Below are 5,130 nucleotides of genomic sequence, written 5' to 3' on the forward strand. Positions count from 1 at the left end.
GGCGTGGCCGAACTGGTCGTAACGGGCGCGCTTGTCGGGATTCGACAGCACGTCGTAGGCCTCCGCGGCCTCCTTGAATTTCTCCTCGGCCTCCTTGTCGCCCGGGTTCTTGTCGGGGTGGAACTTGATGGCCGCTTTGCGGTATGCCTTCTTTATCTCGTCGGCGTTAGCGTTTTTCTCGACGCCCAGCACTTCGTAGTAATCCCTTTTTTCTGCCATGGCGTCACTCTCCTACTACCACTTTTGCAAAACGCAGCACCTTGTCGCCCAGCATGTAACCGGTCTGCACGATGTCGACGACCTTGCCCTGCATCTGCTCGCCGGCGGCAAACCTAGCCACGGCCTCGCAGAGGTCGGCGTCGAACTCCTTGCCTTTGACCTCGATTTCGGTAACGCCTTTCTGGCGCAACGTTTCGGTAAATTTCTGTGAAATGAGCGTCACGCCCGCACGAAGCGCTTCGATGTCGTCGCTCTTCTGCATGGCGTCGACGGCACGCTGCACGTCATCGCGCACGGGCAGCATCGCCAGCAACACGTCGCGGCCCCCGGTCTGTACCAGCTCCATCTTCTCCTTGAGCGTGCGCTTGCGGTAATTGTCGAACTCGGCCTGCAGGCGCATGTACTTGTCCTGCCACTCGGCTACCGCAGCCGCCAGGTCGGGCCCACCGGCAGCGCCGGCCGCGTCTGCCATTGTGTCAGTCGCATCCTGCTGGTCGTCTGCCACATTGGCACAGGGCTCGCCGTCGCACGAGGGGTAACCATCGCCGGGCTCGAACCCGTCGTCGCCGTTAACGGCCTCATTATAAACTTTTTCCTTTTTCATATCTCGTGTTTTTCAGATTTTCCGTCATTTAATCGAACAAATTGTATACCAACCGCCGGCCACCCTCTATCCGATGATAAAAATCGCCGGGCGTTTGTTCATTTCGGGCAGTTTCGAGGCGCGCCATTCGCGCACCGGAAGCGTGCGGATAAACTCGCCCGGGGCCGTAATGTCCATCGCCACGGTCAGGCGCGTTTCGGGCGCAAGGGTTTGCAGCAGCTGTTCCATCAGCTTCACGTTGCGGTACGGGGCCTCGATGAACAGCTGCGACTGGCGCTCGGCCTGCGCGCGGCGTTCGAAACGGCGGATGGCCTGCGCCCGCTCGGGCGGTTTGACGGGCAGGTAGCCGTTGAAAGCGAACGACTGTCCGTTGAGCCCCGAAGCCATGACAGCCAGGACGATGGACGACGGGCCCACGAGCGGCACCACGCGAATACCGCGGCGGTGACACGCCTCGACCACCAGGGCCCCGGGGTCGGCGACGCCCGGCACGCCCGCCTCGGAGATTACCCCCGCCGACCGGCCCGCCAGCAGGGGCTGCACCAGCTCTTCGACTTCGCGGCCTGCAACGGTATGTTCGTTCAACTCGCGGAACTCGAGCGTATCGATGGGCCGCGCAATCCCCGCCCGCGAAAGGAAGCGCCGCGCCGTGCGGGTATTTTCGACGATGAAATAATCGAGCGAATCCATCACGGCCCGGTTGGCTGCCGGCAGTACGTCCCACGGCGCCGTTTCATCCGAAATCGGACACGGGATCAGGTAAAGCGTTCCGAACATTATTCTTTCAGTTTTTCGATTTTTTCCCGGAGTTCCCGTTCGCGGGCCGCCGCTTTCACATACTGCGCGGCGAACCAGAGGCTCAAGGCCATAATCCCGACAATCACGATTCCGAAGACGCCGCGCAGGAAGAACGCCCCCATGACAAGCCCTGCGGCAGACAGCGCCAGCGGCGACTTTTTGATGTTGCAGCCGATTGCCACATAGCCGCCCGCCAGCACGAGCATCAGGCAGCCGACTGTCAGCGCCATTCCGTTTCCCTGCGCACCCAACAGTTCGACCACACCGCCGGCAAGGGCCAGCAACGCCGCGGCGAACATGGCGCTTCGGGCCTTGCCCAACTGGTCGAGGGCCGATTCGGCTTCGACCTGCACCGGCAGCAACCGCACCTCGAGGCATTTCAAGGCCTGTCCACGCTCGGCGGGACAGCCGCAGGCCGGACATTTTTCCGCCCCGGCGACGATTTCACCGCCGCAATCATAGCATTTCATGAGCTTTATTCTTTGAGGTAAATCCGTTTTACACGCCCCGAAACCGAAGTCATAATCTCATAGGAGATCGTACCGAGCACACCGGCCATCGTTTCGAGGTCGTTGCCCGGCACAGCCGAGAAAATCACCACTTCATCCCCCTCCTTTACATCGGGAATGTCCGTAATGTCGACCATGCAGCTGTCCATGCAGATGCGACCGACAATCGGCGCGGGCCGTCCGGCCACGAGCACCGACCAGCGGCCGCACCCCAGGTGGCGGTCGAGCCCGTCGGCGTAACCGACCGGAACGGTCGCCGTGACGGTCGGCCGTGTGAGTTTCCCGGCACGACCGTAGCCTACGGCGTCGCCCGCAGGCAGATGCTTGATTTGCACGATACGGGTCTTGAGCGTCGAAACAGGACGCAGGGCGTCGTTATGCCGAAACCCGAAGCCGTAAAGTCCCAGCCCCAGGCGGCACATGTCGAACTGCGCCTCGGGGAAACGCTCGATAGCGGCCGAATTGGCCGTATGGCGGATGACCGGATACGGGAGCGACGCGGCGATTCGGGCGCTCATGCGGTCGTACAGTGCAATCTGCGCCCGTGTGTAGGCGTCCTCTTCGGGCATGTCGGCGCAATTGAGGTGCGAGAAGACCGAGGCGACCTTGACCTGCGGCGTGGCGGCCAGCACCGTGCACAGCCGTGCGAGCTCATCTTCCATGAAGCCCAGCCGGTGCATGCCCGTATCGAGTTTCAGGTGAATCGGATAGCGGCTCTCGCCCGCATGCACCACGGCGTCGGCGAAAGCATCGAGCGAGTGGAAGCTGTAAATCTCGGGTTCGAGGCGGTTGGCAATCATCTGGTCGAAACTGTCGGCATCGGCATTCAGCACCACTATCGGCATCGAAATCCCCCGCTCGCGCAGCAGAATCCCCTCGTCGGCAAACGCCACGGCCAGGTAATCCACGCCCTGGTGCTGCAACAGCTGCGCGACCTCGAAATCGCCGGCGCCGTACGAACCCGCCTTGACCATCGCCACGAGCTTCGTCGCGAAATCGAGTTTCGAACGGAAGTAGTTCAGGTTATGCATCATGGCGTCGAGGTCGACCTCCAGCACCGTCGTATGGCTTTTGCGGGAGAGCGTGTGCACCAGTTTTTCGAACCGGAAATCGCGCGCGCCTTTCAGCAGGACAGCACGCCCGGCCACGGCGTCGCGGTTGATGCGCGCGACGCATTCGTCGGTGGCCGTGAAAAACTCCTTGTCGCAGGTGAACAGCGCCGCATAGCGTTTCAGGCGCGGGCCGATACCGATCAGGTAATCGATGCCCGCCCGCTCGACCATACCAGCCACACGGCTGTAAAGCTCGTCGTCGGACAGTCCGCTCTGCGAAATGTCCGACAGCACGAGCGTACGGCGGCGGTTGAGCGCCACGCTGTGCAGGTAGTCGAGCGCCAGGGCCAGCGAATTGAGGTCGAGGTTGTAGGCGTCGTTAATCAGAATCGAGTCGTTGATGCCCTCTTTCACCTCGAGCCGCATGGCCACGGCGGGAGCCCCGGCGAACGACGGCGCGGGATAGTGCATCGCGGCGCAGAATGCTTCGACAATCTGCGCATTGCGGCGCGAGGCGGCATTGCCGATCACCGACTCGGGCACCTCGGGGAACGAGGCCGCATCGAGCGGCTTGCGGTCGGCGAAGTGCGCCGCGACCATCCGTCCCAGCGGCTCGTAATAGCTGTGGTAAATAATCTTCTTCGCCTCGCGCGCGAGCACCATCTTTTCGTCGCATTTCTGTTCGAGGTTGAGGAAATTCTCCTGGTGGGCATCGCCTATCGAGGTGAAAATCACCACCTCGGGACGTATGATGCGCTCGAGCCGCTCCATCTCGCCGGGTTTCGAAATGCCCGCTTCGAAAATGGCCAGCCGCTCGTCCCCCTCGAGCATCAGCACCGAGAGGGGCACGCCCAGCTGCGAGTTGTAGCTCTTGGGCGAGCGGTAGTATTTCATGCCTTCGGGCAGCTCCTCGGCAATCCACTCCTTGATGACGGTCTTGCCGTTCGACCCGGTGATGCCCACCACCGTGCCTTTGAACCGGGCGCGGTGGTGCGCCGCAAGCCGCTGCAGGGCGTCGATAGCATTCCCTACGCGCACGAAACCGCAGCCATCCCCCGCGGGGAGCTCGACGTCGCGCTCGACGAGGAACGCCCGCACGCCGCGGCCCTGCATTTCGGCGATGAAACCATGCGAGTCGTGGTTGGCGCCGCGCATGGCCACGAACATCGGGCAGCAGCCCAGCTCGCATGTCAGCGAGCGGCTGTCGGTAACGACCGAGCGCACCTCCGTGTCGTAGCCCGTAAATTTTCCGCCGACGACGGCGGCTATTTCCGAAAGTTTGTAGTTCATTCCTGTATCTTATCCTTTTTTCGTCAGGGCGGATGCAATCCGGGGCTTCGCGAAGCCGGCTCGGCAGGAGCGCACCCGGCGTACGTGACTGTCGCGGCCGGCGGAGGAAGTGCCGGAATACACCGTCATCACGACAAGTCAAATGTTACAATCGTAATCCCCGCCCCGCCCCGGTCGGCATGCTCGTCGCGGGCGCTTTCAATCTCGGGTATCGTGCGCAGGTAGCGGCGTATCTCCTCCTTGAGCGCCCCGGTGCCTTTGCCGTGGAGTATCGACACCGACCCCACGCCCACCATCAGGGCGTCGTCGATAAAGTCCTGCACGGCGTCCAGCGCCTCGGCGGCGCGCATGCCCCGCACGTCGATATGGTCTTTGAAATTGAGCTTGCGGGCCGAGATGTCCACCGACACCACCGTGCGGGCCGTCTGCGGGCGCGTCGCCTCGCGGTACTCGTTGTTCGACACCACGGTCAGCAGTTTTTTGTCCACCGTGGTCAGGATCTGGCCGAATGCCACCTGCGCCTTGCGGCCCTTGAGCGACTGCACCACGCCGACCATCTCCTGTCCGGCCATGCGCACTTTCGACCCGACTTCGACCTCGCGCGGTTTCGGCGCCTCGGCCGGAGCGCTCTGCGCGGCCCGCACCTCGCCCCGCTGCG

6 protein-coding genes are annotated in these 5,130 nt (G+C 62.7%); all 6 read right to left on the bottom strand.

The features are described from left to right. The coding region (locus tag QZT71_RS11780; RefSeq protein WP_295916447.1) for a DnaJ domain-containing protein at positions 1-219 on the bottom strand (219 nt) is incomplete at its 3' end. Positions 220-223: 4 nt separating this feature from the next. Continuing rightward, entirely contained in the window at positions 224-823 is a 600-nt protein-coding gene (locus QZT71_RS11785) for a nucleotide exchange factor GrpE (protein ID WP_295916450.1), read from the bottom strand. 66 nt (positions 824-889) lie between these two features. After that, positions 890-1,600 carry an SAM-dependent methyltransferase gene (locus tag QZT71_RS11790; RefSeq protein ID WP_295916452.1) on the bottom strand — a complete coding sequence of 237 codons (711 nt, stop codon included), beginning with the start codon at positions 1,598-1,600 and terminating at the stop codon, positions 890-892. Beyond that, positions 1,600-2,091 (bottom strand): hypothetical protein, encoded by a 492-nt coding sequence (locus tag QZT71_RS11795; RefSeq protein WP_295916454.1) that lies wholly within the window; start codon positions 2,089-2,091, stop codon positions 1,600-1,602. Before QZT71_RS11795 ends, QZT71_RS11790 begins: the two co-directional genes overlap by 1 nt. A 5-nt stretch (positions 2,092-2,096) precedes the next feature. After that, on the bottom strand, positions 2,097-4,472 hold the full coding sequence (gene alr / locus QZT71_RS11800; RefSeq protein ID WP_295916457.1) for an alanine racemase: 2,376 nt from the start codon (positions 4,470-4,472) through the stop codon (positions 2,097-2,099). A 128-nt stretch (positions 4,473-4,600) separates the two neighbouring features. Then, positions 4,601-5,130 (bottom strand): Smr/MutS family protein (locus QZT71_RS11805; RefSeq protein WP_295916460.1); only part of this gene is annotated, 530 nt, incomplete at its 5' end.

The sequence above is a fragment of the uncultured Alistipes sp. genome (genome assembly GCF_902388705.1).
Classification (GTDB): domain Bacteria; phylum Bacteroidota; class Bacteroidia; order Bacteroidales; family Rikenellaceae; genus Alistipes.

What these genes read in the sequence shown, in the direction of transcription:
- alr (WP_295916457.1), bottom strand. Translation starts at nt 4,472, where the DNA reads ATGAACTACAAACTTTCGGAAATAGCCGCCGTCGTCGGCGGAAAATTT.
- QZT71_RS11790 (WP_295916452.1), bottom strand. Translation starts at nt 1,600, where the DNA reads ATGTTCGGAACGCTTTACCTGATCCCGTGTCCGATTTCGGATGAAACG.
- QZT71_RS11785 (WP_295916450.1), bottom strand. Translation starts at nt 823, where the DNA reads ATGAAAAAGGAAAAAGTTTATAATGAGGCCGTTAACGGCGACGACGGG.
- QZT71_RS11795 (WP_295916454.1), bottom strand. Translation starts at nt 2,091, where the DNA reads ATGAAATGCTATGATTGCGGCGGTGAAATCGTCGCCGGGGCGGAAAAA.